We start from the raw sequence: 323 nt of genomic DNA on the forward strand, positions 1-323 counted from the left end.
ACATCCATGTCAACACCAAGCCGTAAACCTCTTTGACCGCCATTGCTTAGCGTACCCTGCCTTGTGCTGAGCAATTACATAAAGAAGAAAATCATTTAATTCAGTTAGATACGACAACACAGGCGTGATAAATCCTGACTGGGGAGATGTATTTTTATCTTGTGTCGTTCAACAAAATAAAGGGACTACCATGTCATTTATAACAAACCTGAACCAGCAACAGAGAAAACGACTTCATCAGATCACCTTAGTGGCCACCTTCGGCGGCCTGCTTTTCGGTTACGACACCGGCGTTATCAACGGCGCCTTTTCCTCACTGAAGC

The 323-nt window shown here is 44.6% G+C and carries 1 protein-coding gene; it reads left to right on the forward strand.

Annotated features, from left to right (window positions below; translation table 11 throughout):
• Window positions 1–190: 190 nt before the first annotated feature.
• A partial coding sequence (locus ACNQ0T_RS23515) for a hypothetical protein (protein WP_417930415.1) occupies window positions 191–323 on the forward strand: 133 nt, incomplete at its 3' end.

This window comes from Enterobacter cloacae complex sp.6700776, from assembly GCF_048284255.1.
In the GTDB taxonomy this organism is placed as follows: Bacteria; Pseudomonadota; Gammaproteobacteria; order Enterobacterales; family Enterobacteriaceae; genus Enterobacter; species Enterobacter intestinihominis.